The following is a 25864-nucleotide window of genomic DNA, read 5'->3' on the forward strand; positions in this document are numbered from 1 at the left end:
CCAAACAGGAACTCCTAAAGGTGTAAGCTTACTAAGGAGTTTTTTTGATTCCCTGTAAATAATAGTCTAATGATTATTGGGAAAATCTTTACATTAGTCACTGTTATAACAACAGTACGTAGGAGGAGAAATGAAAAAGAAAAAATTATTATGGATTTGTTTGGCAATTTTATTGATAATTGGAGGAATTGAGACATTTACCACATATAGATTAAAAACGAATCAGACAAAACAATATGTATCAGATATGTTACATGTTATTGAAGAAATAGACTCAGAAATGAAAATTTTATCAAAAAATTTTATGGATTTGGGAGAAAGATATGATTTTAAGGGTTTTATGGAAGATAAAATGGACGAGGTATCAAGTAGGGAAATTCCAGAAGGCATACCAAAAGCTGTTAGGGACACCAAAGATACTCTTCTTGAAGCGATAGATAAAGTGAACACAGCTTTACTAACTAACGATGTAAAATTATTGGAACAAGGTCAGCTTTGTTTTAGTATGGCTCAAGCCATATATAGAGAGTTTTTAGATGGAAATATAAAAGAGAAGCCACTTAATGAAAAAACTTAATTCATTTGTAGAAACATACACAACTATACCACCTACTTGGAAACTTGTAAATGAAGATAAAGGAATCACGATAAATACTGATACAGAGATTTCTACAGATGCTCAATCTTTATCAGATTTATTACCTAATCTAACAGGTATCAGTAATGCAGTGACAGAGCAAGTTGGTAAAGATATTCCACTTAGGTTACTTGAAAATGGGAAAAAAGATTATTCTGTGGTATTTAAGAATGGACAGGTAACTGATTACAACGAAGTATTTAAAAAAGTTATTGAATAATGATTCTTCCACCTTTTTCATTCATTTACCCCACCCCGTTGTTATATGACCGTGTTTTGAGAGGAACCAATAAAAAGCATAGGCTAACTAGGGGTTCCTTTTTCTTTTGTTTTTTTGGAATCCGCTTAAGTGAAATGTATCTGAAATGAAACGGAGATAACGTGATTTTTTGCTGTAATGACAAGGTTTTAGCTGTTTCAGATACCATGTAACCAAAAATAGTTTATTGAGAAAATAGGAGAGTATTTGATACTAACTAGTAGGAAAAAATGAGATAAAAAGTAAATGGAATCATTTAAGGTAATCTGAAATAAAAAATATACAGCCCTGTGGTACTTTACCTACAAGGCTGTATATATTTTTTACTCTCAGCATTTTTGACTCCGTGTCTGACTCCGTTTTATTGATTTTAAATGTTATTCAATGACCATTTAACAGGTCAAATTTGATGTTTTTGATTCCGTATGACGCCGTTTGATATCTAGTGATATAGTGATTTGAGTCTACATCGAATAAGGGAATAAACCAATAAAAAATGATTTAGAATATTAAAATAACAAAAAAGAGGACTACCTGTATTAGTCCTCTTTTTTGACCAGATTTTGACCAGTCTATTTTACATTCTAGTATATTCATATGAGCTAATTTTATGATTAAATGGTAAATTTTTCCTTGTGTGTTTTAGTTTAAACTAGTGTGTAATTCAAAAATCTATATGGAAGGAACAGTATTAAGAATAGAACAGGGTTCTCTACATGATGGTGCTGGTTTACGGACCGTTGTTTATTTAAAGGGCTGCCCATTACGCTGTGCCTGGTGTTCGATTCCCGAATCACAAAGCAAGCAGATTGAAAAAGGATTTGGCCAGACCATGACCGCTGAAGAGGTAATGGATGAGATTGAGAAGGATGCTGTTTTTTACTTTCACTCGGATGGCGGAGTGACCATTAGCGGAGGCGAGGCACTGGTTCAGGCGGATTTTGCTAAAGAAATTTTGCAAAAATCGAAATACATTGGAATCAATACCGTACTGGAAACCAGCTTTTGTGGTGCTTATAATGAAATCCAAAAGGTAGCTCCCTATGTGGATACATTGTTTGTGGATGTAAAAATGTTTACCAGCAAGCTCCACAAACAATGGACCGGCTTAGATAACCAACAAATTTTGAAGAATATTCGTCGCTTTTTAATTGAGTATCCTAACTGCGAAGTGCGAATTCGAGTTCCTGTGGTTCCAGGTATCAATATGAACCTGACCGAGCTGCTGACGATTGCTTGTTTTGTGGCAGATCTTGATCGGTTCGTACCGTTAGAATTACTACCGTACCACCGCTATGGTATGCACGGTTACCAAGCATTGGGACTGGAGTATCCGTTGGCAGACACGCCAGCGCCTTCACCTAAAGAAATGTTTGCATTGGTAGATCAACTGGCTCGCACGGTTCCTCATTTGCCGGTCACAGCTTTAACCAAAACATTTATTTATTGAATCCAAGCTTTATCTTATGGATAAATGAAAGACACTCACTAGCTGCAGCCAGCTCAAGAATAGAGCTTTTGCTGAAGTCAGTGAGTGTCTTTTTACGATGTTTTTTCGAAGTTAATTTGTCGAATGAACACTGGCTCAATCGGTACAACTTCACTGTTTGTCGGCTGAGCTGCGATCGCTGCTACGATTTCTAACCCTTGGTATACCTGTCCAAAAACAGTATAACGACCATCCAGCTCCGGTAGTCCTCCAAGCTCCAAGTATGCTTGCTTTACATTCTGAGGAAGCAAGAGCCTCGGCAGCAGGTCAGCCTGCGCCTTTGTGTTTTGCACAATAAAAAAACTGGTTGCCGTTGGTGTGGGGGCCGTGGTCCCCTAAGGCCAAGGCGCCATTAAAATGATAAAGTCCGCGATGCACTTCATCAGCGAAAAAGCCCTCATAGCTGGAAACAGCTTCATCACCAGAACCATCCAAAGCGCCACCTTGAATAACAAATTCCTTAATGACACGAGCCGAAAGGTGTGTTGTCATAAACGCCTTGCTCAGCTAGGGAGCGCCAGTTGGCTACAGCTAGGGGAGCTTGGTCAGGAAATAAGCGGAGACGAATTTCACCAGCATCGGTGACCAGCACACAAACTTCTTCCTGCTGCGGTTTTTCTAATTGAAAGAGAGGAAGGTTTGCAACTGAAACGCCTTGATCCTGCCATCAAATATCGAAAATCCGCCACTCGACCTTCGCCTGATCACCAAGGCGAGCCATTCCCAATAAAACGGTATAGGCGGTTTCATCCGCTTGAAAGGTCAATTGCAGCTGTCCTCGTAAATCGTTGTAGTCATCTGGGGCGGCTACTTGATAAAAAAGATGAAACTGCGCATGCAAATATTCCAAAGGTTGATCTTTAAAGGCTGCAAAATAAGCCTGAACTTTTTCCCGCTGCAAGCTGTCAGCCACCAAAAAATTTTCCAGTTGTTGTTTTGGAACGGCTGCTAACAAGGATCGGCAAACCGCCTCAATTTCCAATGCATCCCAATGTCGCGCAATTAAATGATGGATGGGTGCCTCTTGATTGTAGTCCCGCAGGTTGCTCATTTTTTCACCACTTTCTTCTATTATATAGGAATCACAAAATCGGCAGCGGCGTCAGGCAGCGTTCTTTTCCTTGAATGACTAGCAACTTTTCTACCTGACAGTCTGCCAACAGCTGACTCATTTTTTTAAAGCCCAGCTGATAATCTTCGGCAACATGAGCATCCGAGCCTAAGGTAAAGAGCTTTCCGCCGACACTTTGATACAAAGGAACGGCATAACGGTAAAGGTCTTCGTTGCCGTATTTCAAGAAGCTCTTGGCATTTAACTCCATCGCCAATTCTCGTTCAACAACCTTTTTGAAAATCGTTAGCAGCTGAGCCTCAAAATGCTCCGCGAATTCTTCCGCTGTGAAGGTGAAGCGGCGTAATCCATAATCAAAGTGAGTCAAAATATCTCCTTCTGGAAAATCCGTCAAGACCTGCAACATCTGATCAAAATATTCCTTGGTAGTTTGAATGGGATCTTTGGTTAAAACCACATCGTCCATATAATCAAAGCGGCCATTTTGATGAATACTTACCAGCTTTAAATCATAAGGATGCTGAGCGAGGTAATCCACGATCCGCTCTTCTTGTCCTGGAACAACGCCAATCTCGATACCTCGCAGAAATTTGGTGGAATAGGTTTCTTTTAAAGAGTCCAGTTTGTTTATATAGGCTGGATAATCCGGAATGTCATCTTTTCCGGTAGATGGATTGTTTAAATCAAAGTGATCCGTAGAAACGAAAAACTCCGGCTGATAGGCTAAATAGTTTTCAAATTTTTCCTCTGAATCAAAGGAAAAATACGTGTGGAGATGCTGATCATAATACTGCATAGGGAGCCTCCTTTTTTCTACTACCATACCGCAAAAGCTTTAGAAGGTTAATGGGAATTCGTCGAAATTTACAAACCATACACAACCTTTACATTGTTCATGAAACCTTTTCAAGAAATTGATTCTCTCATTACAAAGCTTTGTTAGAATGGAATTATCGAAAGGGGATAAGAATGAATGAAAAAAATTCGTAACATGACTATCGGTTTATTTTGTGCAACAACAGTAAGTATTCTGCTGACAGGCTGCGGCTCAGGTGAAGCAACGAAGCAATCGGCTGCGGCAGACGACTCTTTAGATACGATTATAGAAAAAGCCAAGGAAGAAGGAGAGATTGCCAGCTTGGGAATGCCGGATACTTGGGCAAATTGGGTAGGCACTTGGAACGACCTTGAAAAAGAATACGGCTTAAGTCACGTGGATACGGATATGTCCAGTGCAGAAGAATTGGCCAAGTTTGAATCAGAAGGAAAAAATGGAACCGCCGATATTGGTGATGTCGGTATCAGCTTCGGTCCGTTGGCTGAAAGCAAAGAGTTAACCTTGCCTTATAAGACCAGCTATTGGGAGGAAATTCCGGATTGGGCAAAGGATGATGATGGGGATTGGTTGTTAAGCTATACGGGAACCATTTCCTTTATCACCGATAAAGAGAATGTGAAGCAAGCACCGACTAGCTGGAAGGAGCTACAAGAGGGTGACTATCAAGTTAGCGTGGGGGATGTGACGGTTGCCAACCAAGCACAATTTGCTGTATTGGCTGCGGCGATTGCCAACGGAGGTGACGAAAAGGATATTCAGCCAGGTCTGAATTACTACAAAAAAATGGCAGAAAAAGGCCGTTTGTCCACCGTTGATGCCAGCGTAGCAAATCTTGAAAAAGGTGAAATCGATGTGGCAGTTGTTTGGGACTTCAATGGACTAAATTATCGTGACCAAATTGACTCCGAGCGTTTTGAGGTAACTGTGCCAACAGACGGCTCCATCATTAGCGGGTATACAACCTTAATCAATAAAAATGCCCCTCATCCCAATGCGGCAAAGCTAGCACGGGAATATATTTTATCTGATGAAGGGCAAATCAATTTGGCAAAGGGCTATGCGCGACCTATTCGCAAGGTAGAGCTGCCTAAAGAAGTAGCTGAAAAATTACTGCCGGAGGATGCTTATGAAGCGGCGGTGCCAGTTGAAGACAATGAAGCTTGGAACAAGACCTCTGTAGAGCTTCCAGAGCTTTGGCAGGCGGAGGTACTGACCTATGCAAAGTAGACTTGACAAACTGATTGTAGTTATACTAGACGGCTGTCGCTACGACACAGCCGTCGCCCAGCTTGGGTTCATGAATCATTTAGTTGAGCACCAGCAAGCAAGCTTATTGAAGGTAAAAAGTGAGCTGCCCAGCAATTCACGTCCGTTATACGAAGTACTGATGACCGGCGTTCCAGCCTATGAAAATGGCATCTATAGTAATTACCATGCTCAGCGATCCAAAGAGTGGTCGCTGTTTGAATTAGTTAAGGAAGCTGGCGGAAAAACAGGAGCCGCCGCTTACCACTGGTACAGCGAGTTGTACAATCAAGCCCCCTATAATCGTTTGGTTGATCGCATCCAGCATCAGGAGGAGCGACTGATTCAGCATGGCATCTTTTATAGTGAGGACACTTACCCTGATTCGCATTTATTTGCGGATGCCCATTATTTAGTGAATCAGTATCAGCCAGACTTTTTGGTCGTACATTCGATGAATATTGATGATGTCGGTCACAAATTTACCGCCGATTCTCATGAATATGTAGCAGCGGTTAATCAGGCGGACAGATTATTGGCTGTTTACCTTCCTGAATGGCTGCAAAAAGGTTATCAAGTCGTGGTGACTGCGGATCACGGGATGGATGCGCACGGACTGCATGGCGGCAGCTTGGCTGCACATCGTGAAGTTCCTTTTTATTTGATTTCAAATAAACGCCAAAAGCTGAAGGAACAAACTGTACCACAGCTGCTGGCGGCTCCATTGTTTTGCTGGTTATTAGGAATTGCACCGTCAGAGAAAATGCAGGACATTCAAGAATTGATGAGGGGATGAAAGAGATGAAAAAACGCTTGGTTCTGGTTCCTGCCTCCTTTATCTTCTGTGCATTTTTACTGCTGCCGCTGCTTTTTATGGTTCTGTGCAGCTTGCACAGTGATTTAACTAACCAGTGGACATTGGCCAATTACAGTGATATTTTCAGCAACAAATATTACACACAGGCCTTTGTTAACAGCGTACTGATTGCTGTCAGCTCCAGTGTGATTGGGTTAATCGGGACGTTTATTTTATGTTTATGCTTAATGAATCTATCGACTAAATTGCAGGAGAAAATCACCTTTGTTTCCAATTTGGCAGCTAATTTTGCTGGGATTCCGCTGGCATTCTCTTTTATTATTTTGTTGGGGAATGTAGGTGTGCTGAAAATGATTTTGCCATTTCTAGCGGACTTCAATTTGTATTCTTGGTGGGGATTGACCATCACGTATACCTATTTCCAAATTCCGTTAGGGGTCTTGTTTTTGTATCCCAGCATGAAGGAAGTGAAAAAGGAATGGCTGGAGTCCGCACAATTGCTGGGCGCTTCATCAGCGTATGCTTGGTTCAAGGTGGCTTTGCCTTTTTTGCGACCATCGATTGCCAGCACCTTTGTCATCTTATTTGCTAATGGCATGGGGACCTATGAAACAGCGTATGCCCTGACCAGCAGTAATGTAAATCTTTTAACGATTCGAATTGCGGCTTTAGTGTCGGGAGATGTGTTCGCCAAGCCTAATTTAGGCAGTGCGTTGGCAGTCGCTTTAGGTGTCCTGCTGGTAACGGCAATGTTGATTATTCAAAAGAAAGGCAAGGTGGTGCAGACGTGAAAAAGTTAGTAAAACCGATTTTGTTCTGCTTTGTCCTGTATTACTTGCTGCCGATTATTGGAACGATTTTGTATGCCAGCTCCACAAAATGGTCAAAATCGCTTTTACCTAGTGATTTTACCTTGCAATGGTTCCAACAGCTGCTGACGGACAGGGAATTTATTGCTGCGGTGGGTCGCTCACTTTTATTAGCAGGTGTGGTCTTGGTGACGATTCTGTTGTTGATGATTCCAACCATTATTTGGATTCATTTGTATTTCCCTCGTTTGAATCGTTGGCTGGAAAAGCTGCTCCTGCTGCCGTATGCTTTACCGGGAGTGATTTTGGTAACGGCTTTGCTTCGAACGTATGCTAAAACTGGTATCTCAATGTTTGTAGTGTTGGTAGGTGCATTGTTTATTACGGCGTTGCCGATTGTCTATCTTAGTCTTAACAACCAGATGCGCTTAATTAATCTGAAGGAATTAGTGGATGCAGCAGAAACCTTGGGCGCCCCGATGTCTACGATTATTATCCAGGTGCTGTTTCCCAACATCCGTATCGGTGCGACCCTGGTTTCTCTGATGATTTTTTCTTCGGTTTTTGGGGAGTACATGCTGACGAACCTGTTGATTGGCGGTCGATTTCAGACGGTACGCATCTATATGCTGCGGCGGATGAACGAAAACGGCCATTTGGCTAGCGCTGTGATGGTTTTGTATTTGCTGTTTATGGTGGGAATTGCTTTAACTACCTTTATGCTGACTAATCGACAAAAGCAACAGCTGTCCCTTAAGCAGACGAGGGAAGAGAAGCAGTCGAAAAATGAAGCCCTTAAAGGAGTTGTGACGGAAAATGTTTTTAGAAATACATGATCTCAATCTGTTTTTTGATGAAAAACAGATTTTAGCTATTGATGAAATTCAGATTGAAAAGGGTGAGCTGGTTACTTTACTAGGTCCCAGCGGGTGCGGAAAGTCTACGTTGCTGCGCTGTATCACGGGATTGGAACAACCAAAGAGCGGTGAGATTGTGCTGGACAATGAGAATATTGCCGATAAGCCTACGAAGGATCGCAATATCGGCTTTGTTTTTCAACAGTATGCATTGTTTCCAACTATGACTGTTTTTGAAAATGTAGCCTTTGGTTTGAAGGTAAAGAAGCTGAGTCCTGAGGCGATTCAGGAAAAGGTTTTTGAGATGCTGTCATTGGTGGATATGACGGAGCAGGCAGATAAAAATGTCCAGTTTCTTTCTGGCGGTCAACGACAACGGGTGGCACTGGCTCGCTCATTGGTCACTGAACCGAAAGTCCTGCTGCTGGATGAGCCATTAAGTGCTTTGGATGCCCGAATTAGAAAACAGCTGCAGCGGGATTTGCGCGCTATCCAGCAATCGCTAGGGATGACGATGATTTTTGTGACTCATGACCAAGAAGAGGCGATGCGAATCAGTGATCGGATTTTTGTGATGGAAGCTGGGCGGGTGGCTCAGGTTTCCACCTCGAAGGAATTGTATCAGAATCCTCAGAGCCGATTTGTTGCGGAATTTATCGGCAACTATAATCGTTTCGAATGGTATGAGCTGGATCAGTATACCCACGAGTTTTCCGCTAAGGGCAATCGCTGCATTTATTATTTAAGACCGGAGCTGATTCAATTTGAACCGGTTCCTCAGGGGGTTAAGATTCCGGTTCTATGGAAGGAATCATTTATTTTAGGCAACATTCAACGGTATGTTTTTCAAACGCTGGAGGGCAAAGAAATTTTAGTGGATCGGTTGAACGATCGGGAAGAGAAAATTAGCGATGCCTTATACATTCAGCTGAAAGATATTCTAGCAATCCCTGTGGAAATTGATACTCAGCATTTTGCACAACAAAGCTAGTGTATAGTCGGCAAACATTTCTGGCTCTTTGTCAAATAGGACTGATAGAGTGATATAAGAACATCTAAGGTAGAATTGATTTTGGCTCTTCGTCAAATCTTGTTGGTGAAGACAAATTTGAATAAAACTTAGTCCGATATGCGGCGCGTTCTATGCGCCGCATATTTTTTAGTTTTCAAAGATCAGACCTTGTTGTAAATAGATCCGTGCCCGAAAGTTATAAAAGTTGCGATAACCAAACGCAATTCGTTTAATCAGCTTGATCTTGTTATTCAGCCCCTCCGTGACGCCGTTTGAGTGGGACACTTTAAAGGCATTTGAAATGCCCGATTGGTAGCGATGGAAGATCGTGAATTTCTTTTTAAACGACTGAGGTAACGTAGATGAAATTGTTTTAAGGGTTTCTTGAAAGCCTTCCGTATCTCGTTTAACGAAATAATAGCGTAATAATTGACAAAAATGATACGCAGTTCGCAATTCTTCGTTGTAGCTTAACAGTTCATCGACGATTTCTGTTTGACTAATTGGTCGTTTAAACAGTCGATGATAATGCCGTTTGAGCGGCTCCAATGTCGTGGAATCTTTGAGTAAGAGTTTCCAATATCGCTTGAGCCGACGGTACGTCTTCTGATTTTCAGAGTGCGAGGCTCGAAAACGATTCATGATCTGGATACGCAATTGATTGAAGCTGCGATTGATATGTTAGACAATATGAAAGCGATCAGTTACGATCTCCGCATTTGGAAAGACCGTTTTAAGCAGCTGACAATAGCTGGCATTCATGTCCATCACTAGGTATTTGACCTTTAAACGGGCTTTTCTAGGAAAGCGCAGGAAGTATTGAGTTAGTTTGTAAAGTCTGCGATCTTCAAGGATCGTAAATAGCTGATTGGTTGTCCCATCAACACAAATAAAACTCATGGAACCAGAAACAGACTTCATTGATTTGAACTCATCCATACACAACACCGTCGGAAGGAAGTTCATACGTGGCTGGTAATGCTTTGTTGCTTCACGCAAGATCCGTATCACCGTCCCATCCGAGACGAAGTACTTCTTAGCGATTAGTTTACGTGATTGATTTTCGTGCAGTTCCATGAGAATCGCCTGCTTCAGTTCCTTTGTTAGTTGATGATGTTCATCAACTAAGTCCGTTTTCGCAGAAAAGGTCCGTCCACAATCATGGCAGAGAAAACGGGTACGTTTTAATTCTAAAATAGTCAACTTTTCTTTGACTTTCAACATCTGAGTGCGTGTCGTATAGGAACCGTTGCGGATAATACGAATCGATCCACAGTGTTCACAATGGGAAGGTGAGTCATCCAATCTCCCTTTAATAAACTGCGCTTGAACGCCTTTATATTCTTTTTCAATCAGCCATTCTTCATCAAAAAATAAATGTTTATCTGTTAATCCGAGTAATTTTCTAGTATGATTATCCATAGAGCGACTCCTTTGGTAGGGTGATGTTTTGGTCGACTAAATTTTACCAAAAGTGAGTCTCTTTTTGAGTTGAAACGAAGAAAAAGTGTTGTTGGAAAATCGCCTTCGATTTTCCAACAACACAAAATATTATAGAACCCTTTATTCTAAAGGATTTCAAGGTGTCTGTTTGCATTTATTAAAAAAAAGAAAAAGTATTGGCAACAGAAGGCGTCACCAACACTAGATATTATAGAGCCATAATATGCTGTATAATATCTAGTGTATAGGCTTAAGTGGAGGTATATATGAAAATATTAACTGTTGAAGATGATAATATGATAAGAGAGGGAATAAGTGAATATCTTTCAGAATTTGGATATACTGTTATTCAAGCTAAAGATGGAAGAGAAGCCTTGTCAAAATTTAATAGCGATATAAATTTGGTTATCTTAGACATTCAGATACCTTTTATAAATGGTTTAGAAGTGTTGAAAGAAATTAGAAAGAAAAGCAATTTACCAATTCTAATCTTGACTGCATTTAGTGATGAAGAATATAAAATTGATGCATTTACTAATTTAGTAGACGGATATGTAGAAAAGCCATTTTCATTGCCGGTCTTAAAAGCTAGAATAGATTCTTTAATTAAGAAGAATTATGGACATTTAGAGAAGTTTGAATATAAGGATCTATCGGTTAATTTTAATAGCTATACAGCTAAAATAAATGGTGAAGAAATAGATGTAAATGCAAAAGAACTAGAAGTATTAAAATGTTTATTGGATAATAATGGACAAGTGTTAACAAGAATGCAAATTATTGATTATGTATGGAAAGATAGCGAAGAAACTCCTTATGATCGAGTAATAGATGTATATATAAAAGAACTTAGAAAAAAATTACAATTAGACTGTATAACTACTATAAGAAATGTAGGATATAAATTGGAGAGAAAATGAAAAAATTAAAGATATTTCCAAAAATGTTCATACAAATATTTTCTGTTCTTGGAATAATAATTATATTAGTTCATTCATTAGTTTTTTTTATCTTTCCTAAAACATATTTGGAGACGAGAAAAGAAAAGATTCATAATATGGCAAATGAAATTTCTAGTAATATGAATGGAAAAGAAATAAAATATATAGAACAAACTTTGGAGTTTTATTCCAAGAGTAGTGAAATAAAAGTATTCATAAAAGAAAAAAATAATAAGAATGAAATACAAATCAAAGATAATATAAATGTTAATTTAGAAAGTGATAGTAATTCTTTGATAATTGAAGAAAGAGAAATAAAGCTTAATGATGGTAAAAAAACAAATCTACAATTTGTTTCTACAGCTGATATGCAAAAAGATGCGAAAGATTTAAGCCTTAAATTTTTACCATATTCTTTATTAATATCAATTTTATTTTCTGCTATTATTTCTTTAATTTATGCAAAATCAATAAAAAATAATATACAAGAAATAAAAATTGTTACTGATAAAATGATGAAACTTGATAAAAAAATGAGTTTAAAAGTTAGCTCTAATGATGAAGTTGGAGAATTAAAACAACAAATTAATGATTTGTATTCTACTTTATTAAGAACAATTGACGATTTGGAATTTAAAAATAAAGAAATTTTAAAATTAGAAAAGTTAAAATATGACTTTTTTAAAGGTGCATCCCATGAACTTAAAACCCCTCTTGCTAGTCTTAAAATAATACTGGAAAACATGAAATACAATATTGGAAAATATAAAGAAAGAGATATTTATATTAATGAATGTATTGAAATCGTTGATAGTTTAACAAAAAATATTTCTCAAATATTATCAGTTCATTCTATAGAAAATTTGAATAATGATGAAGAATATTTGAAAATAAATGATACATTAGAAGACATATTAAAAAAGTATGAAATATTAGCAAATCAAAAGAAAATAACTGTCAATAATTATATATTAGACGAGAATGTTTATATAGGAAAAACAGCTTTAAAGATTATTCTATCTAATTTGATTAGTAATGCGGTAAAATATACTGATGTAAATGGGGTAATTAATATTGGGATAGTTAATGATTGGTTATATATAGAGAATTCATACGGTAACAATAAAATTTCGAATATGGATAAAATATTTGATGTTAAATTTGATTTAAATAAGGAAAATAGTAATGGATTAGGTTTATATATTGTAAGTAATATTCTGAATAATTACAATATAGAATATAAAGTATTGCAAGATGAAGAATTTTTTATCTTTAAAATAAAAATATTTTCTTAATTAAGATATAATTTTGCAATAGTTATTGAAAAATAGAGACTTATTATTAGCCATGGAAGTAAAGACTTTTTTCTTATTGAAAGTGAACAGAAAATAATTGATACAAGAAATCAGGATTTGAACACGCTAATAAAAATATTGTTAGTAAAACTATACGAGGTAGTCTTTTCGGATGCAGAGATTGTTTAAATATTTGATAGAATAGAAACTTAAAAAGTTTAATAAAACTCAATTATATAAGTAGTAGATGAATATGATGGTTATTTAGATTATGGTAGCGTCAAGAATTATGTGTAAATGGAAAATCCATTCTGTTAATTACAGTTAAATCATCGACTCTAATGTATCCTGAATTTCTTTAAATCCCTTGTGAATTCTACCTAAAAATTTTTGGTTATATTGATTAAATTGCGAAACTAAGAATCTCTCTAGAGATTCTTCATTAGGGAATTGTTCTTTTCTTCGAGTATATCGTTTTAGCTGCTTATTAAAGCCTTCAATCAGGTTCGTCGAATAAATTGTTCGTCTGATGGCGTGAGGGAAATTATAAAAGGTTAATAGGGCAGGATTCAAGAGTAAATTGACGACTCTTGGATACTGCTTTTTCCATTTCCTAATCATAAAGTCGATGTGATCCAATGCCTCTTCTTTTAAATTCGCTTGGTAAACCAATTTGAAATCCTCACAAATTTCTTTTCGATCTCGAACACGAACTTTATGAGCGATATTTCTAGATACATGCACACAACATTGTTGAAATTGGGTATTCGGATACACACTATGGATACTTTCTTCAATACCGCTTAATCCGTCTGTCACGACTAATAAAACTTCTTCTAACCCACGTTTTCTAAGATCTTGAAGAACTTCTTTCCAAATATAAGCAGACTCAGTTGGGGCAATAGTAAACCCAAGAACCTCTTTGGTTCCATCCAAACGAATACCAATCGTAATATACACTGCTTCCTTCGAAACAGTCTGTCGCTTCACAGGGATATGCGTCGCATCCATAAATATAACGGAATAATTGGCTTCTAACGTTCTTTCTTTAAAAGCTAAAACATCTTCAGCCACCAATTTACTCATGTTGGAGATTGTTTGTGGCGTATAGTGGTGACCATACATTTTTTCAATTAATTCGGAGATTTCAGCCATAGTAATGCCTTTTTGAAATAATTGGATAATGGTCGTTTCTAATGAATCATTGGTTCGCTTATATGCTGGTAGTGTTTGTTGAGAAAATTCGCCATTCCGATCTCTAGGAATAGTTAAATTCAACTCGCCATATTCTGTTTTAAATGTACGTGAATAATTCCCGTTACGGGAATTTCCTGAATTGAATCCATTTCAATCATATTTTTCGTAATCTAAAAAAGCAGTTAGCTCTGCTTGTAGAAGTGAATTAATCGCTCGCTCTAAATGATCCTGAAATAATTCATCTAAATCCCCTTTATTGAGTAGTGTTTGCATAATTTCTATAGTAAATTTAGTCATGAGAAAGTCCTCCTATAAAATTTCTGTGTGGTAACTTTAATTTTACAGAATGGACTTTTTTTTTCTACCCTAAATTTCTATTTACACAAAATATTTTACGCTATCTTTTATTTTAAAATATGGGATATTATGATAAATTAACTATGGATGATATTTGAAAAAACCATACTGTATATTTGATTTAATTTTTATTTTTAAGCTCATATCGTAAGAATGGGACTTGTAGTCTCACTTCTTTATGGAGGTGATAATTATGAACGTTGGTTTTATTGGAGCCGGCAAGGTAGGTTGTTCATTCGGGAAGTATTTCCAGGAACATAAAATACAAGTAACAGGATTTTATAGTAAAAGCGAAGACTCGTCATTAGCAGCTTCGAATTTTACATCTAGTAAACAATATTTAAACTTAAGAGAATTAGTAGATGAAAATGATACTATTTTCATTACGACTCCTGATGGTCAAATTCAGGAGGTATGGCAAGAAATTAAAAATTATCAAATCAAAAACAAATTAATCTGCCATTGCAGTGGTGCAATATCTTCAGATATCTTTTCAAATATACAGGACTATGGTGCTTATGGCTATTCTGTCCATCCTATGTTTTCAATATCAGATAAATATAATTCATACAAAAAATTAAAAAAATCTTTTATAACAATTGAAGGCGATGAAAAATATGCAAAGTTTTTATGTGATTTCTTCAAAAAGTTAGGTAATAGTACTGTAATTGTATCTAAGGAGAATAAATCTCTTTATCATGCCGCATCAGTAGTATCTAGTAACCTTGTGCTAGGACTTATTAATACAAGCGTTACATATCTAATTCAATGTGGATTTACTGAAAAAATGGCAATTGAAGCTTTATATCCATTAATTGAATTTAATATTAGAAATATAAAAGAAAAAGGAATTATAGAAAGTTTGACAGGACCAGTTGAACGTTGTGATATTTCAACAATTAAAGGTCACTGTGAAGTTTTATCAGATGAAGACAGAGCTTTATATATGCTATTATCAAAAAATGTATTAGAGATAGCTATGTTAAAAAATATTAATAGAGATTATAGTGAATTAGAAAAGTATTTAGGAGAGAGATAGATGAAAAATACAGCAGTTACATTTAAAGAATCTAAATTAAGAAATGAAAAATTAACAATGCTTACAGCTTATGACTATTCAACAGCAAAAATAATTGATGAAGCTGGGATAAATGGAATATTAGTAGGAGATTCTCTTGGTATGGTATGTCTAGGACATGAAGATACACTTTCAGTAACAATGGAAGACATGATTCATCATACTAGAGCAGTTACAAGAGGAGCTAAGAACACTTTAGTTGTTGCAGATATGCCATTTATGTCTTATCAAACTTCAGTATATGATTCAGTAGTTAATGCAGGAAGATTAATAAAAGAAGGACGAGCTCAGGTTGTTAAATTAGAAGGAGGGATAGAAGTATGCGATAAAATAGAGGCTATAGTAAAGGCTTCTATACCTGTTATGGCGCATATAGGTTTAACACCTCAATCTGTTAATGCATTTGGAGGATTTAAGGTACAAGGAAAGGACAAGGAAGCTGCTAAAGAATTAATAAGAGCTGCTAAAGCTGTAGAAAAAGCAGGAGCATTCGCTGTAGTGTTAGAATGTGTTCCAACTAAGCTTGCAGAGTTAATTTCTAAAGAGATATCAATACCTACAATTGGTATTGGAGCAGGTGCAGGGTGTGATGGACAAATTCTTGTATATCAAGATATGTTGGGGATGTATAGTGATTTTACCCCTAAATTTGTGAAGAAATATGCTAATTTATCAGAAGAGATGAATAAAGCATTTACAAAATATATAGAGGAAGTAAAAGATGGAGTTTTTCCAGGTCCAGAACATGGGTTTAAAATAAGTGATGATGTTTTAGAAAAATTATATTAAAAGGGTCAAGAAATATGGTTATATTTAAAACAGTAAATGATGTTAGAAGTCAAGTAAAAGAGTGGAAAAAACAAGGCTTAAAGGTAGGATTAGTTCCTACTATGGGATATTTACATGAAGGTCATGAAAGTTTAATTAGAAAAGCATCAAAAGAAAATGATAAAGTTGTTGTAAGTATCTTTGTAAATCCAACTCAGTTTGGGAAAAATGAAGATTTAGGTAGTTATCCAAGAGACTTAGAAAGAGATATAGAAGTATGCACAAGAGGTAGAGCAACAGCAATATTTAATCCTGAAGTTGAAGAGATGTATTGTGACAATGCAAGTACTTTTGTTAATATAACTGGATTAACAGAAGGTTTATGTGGAGCTAGTAGGCCAATACATTTTAGAGGGGTTTGCACTGTTGTAAGTAAATTATTTAACATAATACCAGCAGATAGAGCTTATTTTGGAGAAAAGGATGCACAACAGTTAGCTGTAATTAAAAGAATGGTTAGGGACCTTAATATTGATATAGACGTTGTAGGGTGTCCAATTATAAGGGAAGAGGATGGACTAGCTAAAAGTTCTAGAAACACATACTTAAGTTTAGAGGAAAGATCTTCAGCTACTATTTTAAATAAATCTTTAACTTTAGCTAAGGAAGCCTTAAATAATGGAGAGAGAGATAGCTTAAAAATAATTGAGATAATAAGTAAAAATATAAATACTTATAATTTGGCAAAGATTGATTATGTAGAAGTTGTTGATTCTTTATCATTACAAAGAGTAAATTATATTGAAAAATCAGTTTTAGTTGCAATAGCAGTATTTATAGGAAAAACAAGATTAATAGATAATTTTACATTTGAATTACAATAGGGGGCTATAATAATGAAAGTTACAATGTTAAAAGGAAAAATACATAGAGCTAAAGTTGAACAAGCTGAGTTAGATTATGTAGGAAGTATTACTGTTGATATGGATTTATTAGAAGCAGCAGGAATATATGAATATGAAAAAGTACAAATAGTTGATGTTAATAATGGAAATAGATTTGAAACTTATACAATAGCTGGAGAGAGAGGAACAGGGATGATTTGCTTGAATGGAGCTGCAGCTAGATGTGTATCAACTGGAGATAAAATAATTTTAATGGCATATTGTGAATTAAATGAAAATGAGGTTAAGGATCATAGACCTAAGGTTGTTTTTGTCGATGATAATAATAAAGTTGAAAGAGTAACATCATATGAAAAACATGGAAGGTTATCAGATATAATTCTTTAGGTTTTGTAATGTTATTTATATATAGCTAGACTATTATTGAAATATTTATTGATTACTAATTGGATAGATGTCAATAAAGTAGACACAAAAAGAGAAGATACTTAAAGATTTTCAAAGTAAAGAGCCTCCATTTCATTTGGTGTAAGCATATCTCATGTTCCATGAGGACGTTTGGTGTTATAGAAGCCTTCAATGTAGGCAAAACAAGCCAACCGTACTTCTTCAATTGAATGGAATGAACGGCGATTTAATTCTTCTTTTTTCATATATTTAAAAAAAGCTTCGGTAACGGCGTTATCCCACGGATAATCTGGTTTTGAAAGTGAGTGGACAATCGGATGATCCTCTATAAATTTTCTAAATTCAAAAGAGGTATATTGAGACCCTTGATCTGTATGAAAAAGAACAGAACTCGTTAATGGAATGGCAACAGTTTTTTTGACAAATTTTATAAGGTGCAGAACTTCTTTCCGTATACTATTCCGATTGTCCTAGACAATAAGCCTCCTCGGATGTGACGATCTTCGGCAGGAGCTAACAGTTAAAGTTAGACTGCCTCGCTAGCGTTAGCACATCCGAGCTCATTATCAAGGATTCGCTGCGCCAATCTCTGTTTACGGTAACCAACCGGTGTCTCGTAGCCAAGTGTACCGTGCAACCGAAGGTGGTTCCACCAATTGACATAGTCAAATAACTCCAAATCCAATTGTTGTAAGGTTTCAAATGTGTATTGATAGACAAATTCTACTTTCAACGACTTATAAGTTGATTCAGCTACGGCATTATCAAAAGGACAGCCTTTATGACTCAATGATCGATTGATGTCAAAAGTCGTTAATAATTCATCAATAGCTTAGTTATCAAACTCTTTTCCACGATCAGTATGAAAAATCTCAACCTCTGTCAGAGGTTGTCTGATACGGCTAAATGCTTTTTTTACTAGAACGGCATCTTTATGTTCTCCACAAGAATAGCCGAGAATTTCTCGATTGAACAGATCCAAAATGAAACAGACATAATTCCATTTTTTCCCGACTCGTACATAAGTCAAGTCTGTTACGATCGCTTCTAATGGGTTGTCTCTTAAGAATTTACGATTCAATACGTTTGTCGTTTTGGCTTCATTGCAAGTAGAATGATGTACTTTAAAATAAGCAACAGTATAGCTCGATTTTAATCCTCTATTTTTCATGATTCTACTAATTTTTCGTCGGCTGATCTGAATGCCTCGTTTTGATAAGGCTTTTTTTATTTTTCTTGAGCCGTAGGCCTTTCGGCTGAGGATAAATTCTTCAGCGACTACTTCTTCAAGTTCTGATTCGTCTTTCTTTGGTTTTGATTGATAATAATAGGACTGACGTGATAGACCTAATATTCTGCACATCGCTGATATAGGGTAAAGATGCTTATTCGCATCGATTACTTGTCTCTTCGTCCGAATATCAGCGCTGCTTGCTTTAAAATATCATTTTCCATTTCTAATTGCTGGTTTCTTTTACGTAGTTCTAACAATTCTTTTTGTTCAGGCGTAAGATTATCTTTTTCTTTGAATGAACCACTCGTTTTAGATTGCTTTACCCATTTGTCAAATGCTGAAGCCGTTAGTTCATATTCTCGAATGATTTCTACACGTGGCTTTCCAGCTAAGTAAAGATTGACGATTTGTTGCTTGAATTCTTGTGAAAAAGTTCTTCGTGTTCTCTTAGATATAAAAATTCCTCCTGGTATGTTTTCTTCTAGTCTACACACCTTAATTTTTCTGTCTAGTTAATTGTAGCCTATCCATGTAGTTACTGACGACATTTAATAAGATAGAGACTTTTTTCCAGCCCCATTTGATGATTGTTTGATCGTTTTCATAGTGGCAATAAAAGCATTCTTCTGGTCGATAGGTTAATGTGACATTAAAAACAAAACAGGTCTCGTCATTGATTCGCTCTTTGCGAAAGGCATTCTCATGAAAGGTAAGATTTAGATCTAGAATATCTAGTAACTCTTTGGTAAACTCTGAATAGGACATCTTGAAACACTCCTTTGAATGGTTTTCGTCGACTTTATTCTAAAGGATTTCAAGGTGTCTGTTTGCGTTTATTAAAAAAAAGAAAAAGTGTTGGCAACAGAAGGTGTCACCAACACTAGATATTATAGAGCCAAAGTATTTTGGCTCTATAATTTATGGGACTGATGAATCAGAATTGATTCTTCAGCCCCATTTTCATTTTAGGTATTAAAAAACATATCGTTCTCTAGTATGATTAAATCACCACAAAATAAACAACTGAGAGGACGATATGCTATATGAATGATTCTATCAAAAAATGCTGAGAATAATAGAGAAAGATTTGATGATTACAGAGGTCTCTTACGAGACCCTTCAGAAGAAAAAGACGTTGGTCGTCGATGCTGTTCTCTCGCCTACTCCTCGTGCTTGTAGAAGTTGTGGTTCTACTGTGGTAGATGGAAACGGGAAAGCAATTATAGTGAAAAATGGAAAAAAGGAAACGATTGTCCGTTTTGAACAATACAATCATATGCCTTTGGTTATGCGCCTAAAAAAGCAACGCTATACCTGTAAAAACTGTCGTACCTATTGGACGGCTCAAAGTTATTTTGTCCGACCCAGACATTCAATCGCAGATCATGTTCGATATAAAATTGCTTCTTTACTGACTGAAAAAGTATCTTTGTCTTTTATTGCGAAAAGTTGTCAGGTATCTTTGACTACCGTTATTCGTACATTGAAAGAGTTTAAAAGCTATTTACCAAAGCCTTCTAAGAAGATTCTCCCCATAGTATTGATGGTTGATGAATTTCGTTCGCACGCTTCCATAGAAGATAAAATGAGCTTTATTTGTGCAGATGGTGAAACAGGACACTTAATTGCTGTCTTGCCTACGCGTAAATTACCTTGATTAACAAGCTATTTCTTAGGCTGCACCAATCCAGAAGAAGTAGAATTCTTAGTCACAGACATGAACGCCGCTTACTTTCAGCTTACCAAACGTGTTCTGCCAAATGCGAAAGTAGTGATTGATCGGTTTCATATTGTCAAACACATGAATCAGGCATTCAATGAGTTGCGTATCCGTGAAATGAATGAGCTTCGTAAAGCAGGACAGAAAAGTCAGGCAGAAAAACTGAAAAAGAACTGGCGCTTTCTGCTAAAAAATCGTGCAAGCATAACCATTATGAGTACAAAACATGGAAAAGTTTCCGAGCACCAAAATACCCATTTCTCACTGAAGCAATGATGATTGATCGATTGCTTGAGTTTTCTGCGCCTCTAAAGGAGGCGTATCCCTTTTTTCATGAATTAGTCGAAGCCTTTCGAGACAAAGACCCTGACTTATTTTTCTCCTTATTGGCAGAACTTCCCGAAACGTTAGATGACGGATTTCGGGAGAAGCTTCAAAACCTTCTGACCTATGAAGAAGGTATCACCAACGCAATGATCTATCCTTATTCCAATGGAAAAATTGAAGCGAAGAATACCCACATAAAGACAATGAAACGAGTATCCTACGGATTTAAATCATTCGAGAACATGAGAATTAGAATCTTTTTGATCAATCAATTAATCAATGTAAGATAACAAAAAATCTGAGCCAGAATGTGGTTCATTCTGACCCAGATTTGATTTTGCACAACTCATCAGTCCTTATTGACAAAGAGCCTATTTTGTTAGTAGATGTCTGGAAACGGTACTTTGCACATGGTGAACAACTATTTGATTGGCAGTGCTATTAGAAAAATCATGCATATTACTAATGCAATTGAGAGTATTTATTCTAGTTTCAGAAAAGTCACAAAAAAGAGCGCTTCTTAATGAGAAAGTACTTCTAAAGTTACTAATTAATCGTTTTCTATAAGTGGTTGATAATACTCGTTTTTTATAGTAATTGATAGCCGTTATAAAGATTGATGATTAGCACCAAGAAGATGACTGTCTGGAAGACCAGCGTCACTTTTTGTGGTGAGAGGACAGTGCTGACTTTTGCCCCTAACAAACCGCCAACAATCGCGGCTGGAATCACAAACCACAAAATCTTTAAGTCATAGAGGCCAAATCCAGTGGTCCCAGCAATCGTCACGATTTTCGCCAATTGAGAGAAAAAAATCGTACAAATCGAATAGACCGTGGCTTCTTTGATGGGTAAAGCAAACATCAGCATCAGCAAGGACACATTGATCGGTCCACCGCCAATGCCCAGCAGACTCGCTAGAAAACCAAGGACTAGGCCACAGAAGCAATACCAGAAATTTTTTTTCAGTTGGAATCCGGGCCAGTCATATTTGGTATAAAAGAAAGCAAACAGCAGTGTCACAACGGTCAAAAAGATCTGAATCATTTGTACCTCATCTTCATTCTGAAATAAAAGTAGCAGGTGATCAAAAGCGACATTGCCCAAGATGCCTCCTAAGACGGCGCCGCCTGAAACCCAAAGGACGATTTGCCAATTGATTTTACGTCCACTAGCCAACTGTCTCGCGGTCGAAACCAGCGACATGGTAAACACGGCTACGGTAGAATAAAACGAGATGGCTGCAACAGAATGGGCACCGATAAAATCAAAAATGGGTTTGATCAGAACACCGCCCCCCATGCCTGAAACGGCACCAACCGTATTTGCCAACACGATCACTATAAAATAAACGAACCCAATCACACACTTACCCCCTGTAACAAACCTAAAATCCGATTGATCTGCGGCACAAATTCCTGCAAGAGTTGCTGATAACCGCAATAGTCCCCATCCACATAGATGGCATCTTTCATTCGTTTGCAGCCGCCACGACACATTTTTTGAAACGGGCAACTCAGACATTTCTTTGGCATTTCGGACCGTTGACACACAAACGTTTTTGCAATGTCCTGTTCAAATAACTGACGTAAAGTCTGTTCTTGAATATACCCCATGCGATACTCATCCAGCACATAAAAATCACAAGGATACACACTGCCATCTGCTTCAATGACATATTGTACCTGACAGTTTCCTAAAATCCCGCAGGCAGTGACTTGTCGTTTGATCAATAGATTCAAAAGATCATCAAAAAGCTTGATACTTATATAATGCCCCTCCGCTAATTCTTGCAGCCATAACTGCAAAAGCTGGTGGTAAAATCCTGCAAAACGTTTTGGTGTGAGAGCATAACTATTTCTTTTTTTTGCATCTAGATCTTCTAAACAAGGAATAAACTGGACAAAATCAATTTGTTGCTCTTTTAGAAAGCGAAAGACTTTCTTAGCCTCTTTTGCCAACGGATTGGTCAAGACACAAAGTACATTGTAGTCGATCTCATAGTAGTCAAACAGCTGTTTTGTTTGCAGCACTCGCTGAAAAGTTCCTCTTCCTTTCGGATCGACCCGATGCAGATCATGGTAGAGCGGATGGCCATCGATCGAGAGACCGACCAAAAAATCATGTTCTTTCAAAAAAGCACACCATTTTTCATTGATCATGGTCCCGTTCGTTTGAAGCGTGTAAGAGACTTGAACTTTTTTTTCTTTAGTCCCTACGTAAGCGATCAGATGTTGAAAATATTGTAAACCAGCAAGAGTCGGCTCTCCACCTTGAAACGCTAATGTTAATTGATCGCCGTCTTCTAAGTCTGCATAAATATTTTCGATCATTTTCTCTGTCACTTCTTCTTTCATTTTGCCAAACGAGCGGACTTCTCGCAAGGAACTGACATTGGCATAAAAGCAGTAGCTGCAACGAAGATTGCAGAGGGAAGATGCGGGTTTGATCAATACTGAAATATGTTTCATAGTAAGAACCTCATTTTTTAATATAGTTTAATTATGAAAAATTGCTATAACGAACAAAGTAAAATCAAATTCAGTAGTAGTTAATTAGATAGGAGTTGAATCTTATAGAAATTCCATTTTTTATAACTTTCAACATATTCTATAGGTTTATTATTTTCAGATAAGCAGGATAATTTGGTTTGAAAAACGACAGGCTCAGATTCATTTATTTTTAGTTGTTTACATACACTATTAGGAGCAGGAAATAAAATTTCGTTTGTTTCCCTAAAGTTTTCTTCGTTTAAATCAATGTTGTAGTCTGATTTTAAACGTTTGTAAATAGAATTGTAATAATTAATTTCTGGATAATTAGAATTTATATATTGTTCTGGCAAATAAGATTTATGATAGATATAAGGTATTTCATTAGCTTCTCTAATTCGTTCGATTTGATAATAATATGAATCAGTTGATAATTTTAATGTATCTAATATTTGTTTTTTATTTTCGCGTTTAATCGAAAGAACGTGTGTTTTATCATTGTCAAATGAAAATATTTCTATATCAGAAAATTTTACTATTTTTTCTTTTCTTGCACGTGAAACGAAAGTTCCTATTCCTTGATAACGTACGATATACCCCTCGGCAACTAATTCTTTTAACGCACGAATTGCTGTTATAGAACTAACATTATATTTTTTGATAATTTCTGATTCTGAATAGAATCGGTCGCCATTATGAAATTGACCGGTTACAATTTGTTGTTTTAGATTCTGTTTGATTTCTAGATATTTCGGTTTTATTATAAGCTCCCCCTTTAAATTACTCGCATCTATATTAACATACTTAAAAAAAAAATTGTTGACTTTTAATACAAAAGTATTAATATACTAAGTATATTAACATATCGAGGTGAAAAGTAACAGATGACTACATTTGAAATAAAGGAAGAATTTTTATTAAAGGGAAAAACATTTAAAATACTATCTGGTGCAATTCATTATTTTCGGATTCCCCCATGTGATTGGGAACATTCTTTGTACAATTTAAAAGCACTAGGATTTAATACAGTAGAGACATATGTTCCTTGGAATTTACATGAGCCTCAAAAAGGAGAGTTTCATTTTGAAGGGATATTGGATTTAGAGAGATTTTTGACAATCGCTCAAGACTTAGGATTATATGCTATTGTGCGGCCATCGCCTTATATTTGTGCTGAATGGGAATTTGGAGGGTTTCCGTCATGGCTACTCCGTGAACCGATTCATATCCGAAGGAATGAAATCGCTTATTTGGAGCATGTAGCAGATTATTATGATGTTTTGATGAAAAGGATTGTTCCCCATCAACTTAATAATGGGGGAAATATATTGATGATTCAAATTGAAAATGAGTATGGATCTTTTGGGGAAGAAAAGGAATATTTGCGTGCGATAAGAGATTTGATGATTAAGCGAGGAGTGACAGTTCCTTTTTTCACTTCAGATGGACCGTGGAGGGCTACTTTACGAGCGGGAAGCATGATTGAAGATGATATTTTGGTTACTGGTAATTTTGGTTCTAAAGCAAAAGACAACTTCAACTCTATGAAGCAGTTTTTTAAAGAATATGATAAAAATTGGCCACTGATGTGTATGGAATTTTGGGATGGTTGGTTTAATCGTTGGAAAGAACCAATTATTCAACGAGATCCACAGGAACTCGCTGAAGCGGTAAAAGAGGTATTAGAACAAGGAAGCATTAATTTATATATGTTTCATGGAGGAACGAATTTTGGGTTTATGAATGGTTGTTCAGCAAGAGGAGTGATTGATTTACCGCAAATTACTTCCTATGATTATGGTGCACCATTAGATGAGCAGGGGAATCCAACAGAAAAATATTATGCATTGCGGAAAATGATTCATGATAATTATCCAGAGATTAAGCAGCTAGATCCTGTCATTAAACCCACGATTGAAAAGAAAAAGATTTCTTTGACGAATAAGGTAAGTCTTTTCGCGACTTTAGATACCATTAGTCAACCGGTTCAATCAAAGTATCCAAAGACAATGGAAGAGTTGGGACAAAATACAGGTTATCTACTTTACCGAACAATGATAGAGAGGGATGCAGAGGAAGAACGATTACGGGTAATTGATGGCAGAGATCGCAGCCAATTATTTTTGAATCAAGAATTACAAGCTACCCAATATCAAACAGAAATAGGTGAAGATATACAAGTTAGTATGACAGAAGAAATCAATCAAGTGGATATTTTGATTGAAAATATGGGACGTGTCAATTATGGACATAAACTCTTTGCGGAAACGCAAAAAAAAGGAATTAGAACGGGAGTAATGGCAGACTTACATTTTATTACAAATTGGCAACAGTATTCATTGCCTTTGGAAAATTGTAAAACTGTGGATTATTCAAAAGGATGGCAGCCCCAACACCCAAGTTTTTATCGATATGAGTTTCTTTTAGAGGATATCGGTGATTGTTTTATTGATTTAAGGAAATTTGGTAAAGGAATTGTCTTTGTTAATCAGACCAATATAGGTCGTTTTTGGGAAGTAGGTCCAACGCTTTCACTGTACATCTCTAGCGGCTTTCTAAAAGTTGGTAAGAATGAAATTGTTATTTTTGAGACAGAAGGTACCTATGAACCAGAAATCAATTTATTAAAAGCACCATTATATAAAGAAATGAAAGAGGGATGAA

23 protein-coding genes and 7 pseudogenes are annotated in these 25864 nt (G+C 36.5%); 17 read left to right on the forward strand and 13 right to left on the reverse strand.

Annotation, left to right across the window (positions count from 1 at the left end; translation table 11 throughout):
* Positions 1-130: 130 nt before the first annotated feature.
* Positions 131-857: pseudogene (locus AUF14_RS03690) on the forward strand (hypothetical protein).
* 694 nt (positions 858-1551) lie between these two features.
* Positions 1552-2346 (forward strand): glycyl-radical enzyme activating protein, encoded by a 795-nt coding sequence (locus AUF14_RS03700; RefSeq protein ID WP_227656326.1) that lies wholly within the window; start codon positions 1552-1554, stop codon positions 2344-2346.
* A 92-nt stretch (positions 2347-2438) separates the two neighbouring features.
* On the opposite strand, the gene AUF14_RS23065 is transcribed toward AUF14_RS03700, so the two are convergent.
* The 5 genes from AUF14_RS23065 to AUF14_RS03725 form a co-directional block, all read right to left on the reverse strand.
* Positions 2439-2678 carry a peptidylprolyl isomerase gene (locus tag AUF14_RS23065; RefSeq protein ID WP_071875991.1) on the reverse strand — a complete coding sequence of 80 codons (240 nt, stop codon included), beginning with the start codon at positions 2676-2678 and terminating at the stop codon, positions 2439-2441.
* Complete coding sequence (locus tag AUF14_RS23070) at positions 2653-2877, reverse strand: peptidylprolyl isomerase (protein ID WP_016180796.1); 225 nt, start codon at positions 2875-2877, stop codon at positions 2653-2655. The genes AUF14_RS23065 and AUF14_RS23070 overlap by 26 nt, the downstream gene beginning before the upstream one ends.
* The gene (locus AUF14_RS23260) at positions 2846-2977 is read right to left on the reverse strand and encodes a peptidylprolyl isomerase (RefSeq protein ID WP_077828694.1); all 132 of its coding nucleotides are present in this window, start codon (positions 2975-2977) and stop codon (positions 2846-2848) included. The genes AUF14_RS23070 and AUF14_RS23260 overlap by 32 nt, the downstream gene beginning before the upstream one ends.
* A gap of 75 nt (positions 2978-3052) precedes the next feature.
* Positions 3053-3436 carry a hypothetical protein gene (locus tag AUF14_RS03720; protein WP_002326108.1) on the reverse strand — a complete coding sequence of 128 codons (384 nt, stop codon included), beginning with the start codon at positions 3434-3436 and terminating at the stop codon, positions 3053-3055.
* 31 nt (positions 3437-3467) lie between these two features.
* Positions 3468-4253, reverse strand: a complete 786-nt coding sequence (locus tag AUF14_RS03725; protein ID WP_002326109.1) for a PHP domain-containing protein — start codon at positions 4251-4253, stop codon at positions 3468-3470.
* 177 nt (positions 4254-4430) lie between these two features.
* Between AUF14_RS03725 and AUF14_RS03730 the strand changes: the two genes are divergently transcribed.
* Genes AUF14_RS03730 through AUF14_RS03750 form a run of 5 tightly spaced genes read left to right on the forward strand, consistent with a single transcriptional unit; the run spans position 4431 to position 9014 of the window.
* Positions 4431-5522: an ABC transporter substrate-binding protein gene (locus AUF14_RS03730; RefSeq protein ID WP_002326110.1), complete on the forward strand. Its 1092-nt coding sequence runs from the start codon at positions 4431-4433 to the stop codon at positions 5520-5522.
* A complete protein-coding gene (locus tag AUF14_RS03735) occupies positions 5512-6336 on the forward strand; it encodes an alkaline phosphatase family protein (RefSeq protein ID WP_002326111.1) in 825 nt (274 codons plus the stop codon). The genes AUF14_RS03730 and AUF14_RS03735 overlap by 11 nt, the downstream gene beginning before the upstream one ends.
* Entirely contained in the window at positions 6333-7148 is an 816-nt protein-coding gene (locus tag AUF14_RS03740) for an ABC transporter permease (RefSeq protein WP_002330693.1), read from the forward strand. Before AUF14_RS03735 ends, AUF14_RS03740 begins: the two co-directional genes overlap by 4 nt.
* Positions 7145-8002, forward strand: a complete 858-nt coding sequence (locus AUF14_RS03745) for an ABC transporter permease (RefSeq protein WP_016180798.1) — start codon at positions 7145-7147, stop codon at positions 8000-8002. Before AUF14_RS03740 ends, AUF14_RS03745 begins: the two co-directional genes overlap by 4 nt.
* The gene (locus tag AUF14_RS03750) at positions 7983-9014 is read left to right on the forward strand and encodes an ABC transporter ATP-binding protein (RefSeq protein ID WP_002326114.1); all 1032 of its coding nucleotides are present in this window, start codon (positions 7983-7985) and stop codon (positions 9012-9014) included. The genes AUF14_RS03745 and AUF14_RS03750 overlap by 20 nt, the downstream gene beginning before the upstream one ends.
* Positions 9015-9182: 168 nt before the next feature.
* Here the strand turns inward: AUF14_RS03750 and AUF14_RS03755 are convergent.
* Positions 9183-10457: pseudogene (locus AUF14_RS03755) on the reverse strand (ISL3 family transposase).
* Positions 10458-10744: 287 nt separating this feature from the next.
* Here AUF14_RS03755 and AUF14_RS03765 point away from each other — a divergent pair.
* Both AUF14_RS03765 and AUF14_RS03770 read left to right on the forward strand, forming a co-directional pair.
* Positions 10745-11398, forward strand: coding sequence for a response regulator transcription factor (locus AUF14_RS03765; RefSeq protein ID WP_002285815.1), 654 nt, complete (start codon positions 10745-10747; stop codon positions 11396-11398).
* A complete protein-coding gene (locus tag AUF14_RS03770) occupies positions 11395-12714 on the forward strand; it encodes a sensor histidine kinase (RefSeq protein WP_002297866.1) in 1320 nt (439 codons plus the stop codon). Before AUF14_RS03765 ends, AUF14_RS03770 begins: the two co-directional genes overlap by 4 nt.
* 324 nt (positions 12715-13038) lie before the next feature.
* On the opposite strand, the pseudogene AUF14_RS03775 reads toward AUF14_RS03770, so the two are convergent.
* Positions 13039-14208, reverse strand: a pseudogene (locus tag AUF14_RS03775) (IS256 family transposase).
* A gap of 238 nt (positions 14209-14446) precedes the next feature.
* Here AUF14_RS03775 and AUF14_RS03780 point away from each other — a divergent pair.
* Genes AUF14_RS03780 through panD form a run of 4 tightly spaced genes read left to right on the forward strand, consistent with a single transcriptional unit; the run spans position 14447 to position 17406 of the window.
* Positions 14447-15307, forward strand: coding sequence for a Rossmann-like and DUF2520 domain-containing protein (locus AUF14_RS03780; protein WP_028020811.1), 861 nt, complete (start codon positions 14447-14449; stop codon positions 15305-15307).
* Positions 15308-16135: a 3-methyl-2-oxobutanoate hydroxymethyltransferase gene (panB, locus tag AUF14_RS03785; RefSeq protein WP_002287874.1), complete on the forward strand. Its 828-nt coding sequence runs from the start codon at positions 15308-15310 to the stop codon at positions 16133-16135.
* 14 nt (positions 16136-16149) lie between these two features.
* Positions 16150-16998 carry a pantoate--beta-alanine ligase gene (gene panC, locus AUF14_RS03790; protein WP_002287875.1) on the forward strand — a complete coding sequence of 283 codons (849 nt, stop codon included), beginning with the start codon at positions 16150-16152 and terminating at the stop codon, positions 16996-16998.
* 12 nt (positions 16999-17010) lie between these two features.
* The gene (gene panD, locus AUF14_RS03795; RefSeq protein WP_002297874.1) at positions 17011-17406 is read left to right on the forward strand and encodes an aspartate 1-decarboxylase; all 396 of its coding nucleotides are present in this window, start codon (positions 17011-17013) and stop codon (positions 17404-17406) included.
* A gap of 152 nt (positions 17407-17558) precedes the next feature.
* Here panD and AUF14_RS03800 read toward each other — a convergent pair whose 3' ends face one another.
* The 3 genes and pseudogenes from AUF14_RS03800 to AUF14_RS03810 form a co-directional block, all read right to left on the reverse strand.
* Positions 17559-17882, reverse strand: coding sequence for an integrase core domain-containing protein (locus tag AUF14_RS03800; RefSeq protein WP_082718880.1), 324 nt, complete (start codon positions 17880-17882; stop codon positions 17559-17561).
* Positions 17883-17953: 71 nt separating this feature from the next.
* Positions 17954-19116, reverse strand: a pseudogene (locus tag AUF14_RS03805) (IS3 family transposase).
* A gap of 46 nt (positions 19117-19162) precedes the next feature.
* Positions 19163-19426: pseudogene (locus AUF14_RS03810) on the reverse strand (ISL3 family transposase); the annotation flags it as partial.
* A gap of 298 nt (positions 19427-19724) precedes the next feature.
* On the opposite strand from AUF14_RS03810, the gene AUF14_RS23075 reads away from it, so the two are divergent.
* The 3 genes and pseudogenes from AUF14_RS23075 to AUF14_RS03825 all read left to right on the forward strand — a co-directional run.
* Positions 19725-20318 (forward strand): transposase family protein, encoded by a 594-nt coding sequence (locus AUF14_RS23075; protein WP_265331626.1) that lies wholly within the window; start codon positions 19725-19727, stop codon positions 20316-20318.
* A gap of 60 nt (positions 20319-20378) precedes the next feature.
* Positions 20379-20998, forward strand: a pseudogene (locus AUF14_RS23080) (transposase).
* Between the two features lie 92 nt (positions 20999-21090).
* Positions 21091-21266: pseudogene (locus AUF14_RS03825) on the forward strand (IS256 family transposase); the annotation flags it as partial.
* 30 nt (positions 21267-21296) lie between these two features.
* Here the strand turns inward: AUF14_RS03825 and AUF14_RS03830 are convergent.
* From AUF14_RS03830 to AUF14_RS03840, 3 genes are all read right to left on the reverse strand, one after another.
* On the reverse strand, positions 21297-22073 hold the full coding sequence (locus tag AUF14_RS03830) for a sulfite exporter TauE/SafE family protein (RefSeq protein WP_002364118.1): 777 nt from the start codon (positions 22071-22073) through the stop codon (positions 21297-21299).
* Positions 22070-23179: a radical SAM/SPASM domain-containing protein gene (locus AUF14_RS03835; protein WP_028020863.1), complete on the reverse strand. Its 1110-nt coding sequence runs from the start codon at positions 23177-23179 to the stop codon at positions 22070-22072. Before AUF14_RS03835 ends, AUF14_RS03830 begins: the two co-directional genes overlap by 4 nt.
* 80 nt (positions 23180-23259) lie before the next feature.
* Positions 23260-24045, reverse strand: a complete 786-nt coding sequence (locus tag AUF14_RS03840; RefSeq protein WP_306418715.1) for a GntR family transcriptional regulator — start codon at positions 24043-24045, stop codon at positions 23260-23262.
* A 39-nt stretch (positions 24046-24084) separates the two neighbouring features.
* Between AUF14_RS03840 and AUF14_RS03845 the strand changes: the two genes are divergently transcribed.
* Positions 24085-25863, forward strand: a complete 1779-nt coding sequence (locus AUF14_RS03845) for a glycoside hydrolase family 35 protein (protein WP_002364115.1) — start codon at positions 24085-24087, stop codon at positions 25861-25863.
* Position 25864 lies beyond the last annotated feature (1 nt).

Source organism: Enterococcus avium, from assembly GCF_002891025.1.
GTDB classification, from domain to species: Bacteria; Bacillota; Bacilli; order Lactobacillales; family Enterococcaceae; genus Enterococcus_A; species Enterococcus_A avium.